General features: G+C 38.9%; 1 protein-coding gene. It reads right to left on the bottom strand.

What is annotated here, in order from left to right; translation table 11 throughout:
• The coding region (locus tag CXF78_RS01305; RefSeq protein WP_257984796.1) for a TetR/AcrR family transcriptional regulator at positions 1 to 490 on the bottom strand (490 nt) is incomplete at its 3' end.
• Positions 491 to 1,150 lie beyond the last annotated feature (660 nt).

Raw genomic sequence — 1,150 nt, 5'->3', positions numbered from 1 at the left:
ATTGTGCGGCCTTGAGGCAGCGAGCTAAACAAGCTTGCCAACTCAAAAAAATCTCGATAATAAGCGGTCTAAAGCTCTCTGGTAAAACGCCCACTTCTTGCCCCAAATTACCCACTAAACAACCACGTTTAAATTGGTATCGAATCATTCCTGCTTTAGCATCTTCAACAAAGTGTCTAATTCGCGTTAACGGCAAATAAGCTTCATCGAGCAAATGGATCTCAAGTTTATGTAAAAAGTATTCAGCATAGTTCTGCAATACCGCTTGGCCAAAGGCTTCTTTACTCGCAAAATAATGATAAAAAGAGCCTTTCGGTACGCCAACCTTTTTCAAAATAGGTTCTATACCCGATGAGGCAAAACCTTGCTCTGTCAATTGTTCAAGACCGCTACGAATAAGCTCAGCCCGAGTATCAGGATTATCCCGCGATACTTTAGGTGGTCTACCTCTGCGCGGTTTAGGGTTTGAACTAGTATGTGGACTCGTCATTATATCTAAGCTTAAATTGTTCATAGGCCAATATTAGACCGAACGTCTATTTAAATGCAATAACATTGTATTAAATCGCGGTTTGAAGCCCAGTTTCCCACTAATATCAGGGGGAGGACAACATTAACATAAGCCAGTAAGGTCCAATCTCACAGAAATGTTATCACTAAACTAGCACACTCACTTAACCCACTATTGCTACTGAAGTCGCCAATAGATATTCCACCATATCCATGGCGTTAAGTATGAGTATTTTGAAACAGTCGCCTTGCTAATGTTTGAAAATGAAGCGGTCATTCATCACATGTCACCCGGTAAGATCAAATATTTCCTGCATAGTTACTTGAGCTAAAACCATTTGAATTCAAATCATTTGAGCTGTAATCACTTGCGTAAAAACACCTTATTAATAGCCAAATAATGTGTCACGTCCTCTTACGAATAACACCATATTGGTAACGTTTACACTGCACAATGCGCACTCTATAGCATCTATATCAAGCTAATATCCTGCTAAACCTATGAAGCACACACTACACAATAAATATATAAAACATTTAATACAGCAACTTAACTTAGCCCCATCAAAAATTTAAAAGATGAGCTACACATAAGGAAATTATTATCACAACCCAAGTAGCCAGCGTGGTATCGACATAA

Source organism: Shewanella sp. 11B5 (genome assembly GCF_002836795.1).
Lineage (GTDB): Bacteria > Pseudomonadota > Gammaproteobacteria > Enterobacterales > Shewanellaceae > Shewanella > Shewanella frigidimarina.
The sequence above is the reverse complement of the archived record's forward strand: the minus strand, read 5'-3'. Positions and strand labels throughout refer to the sequence as shown.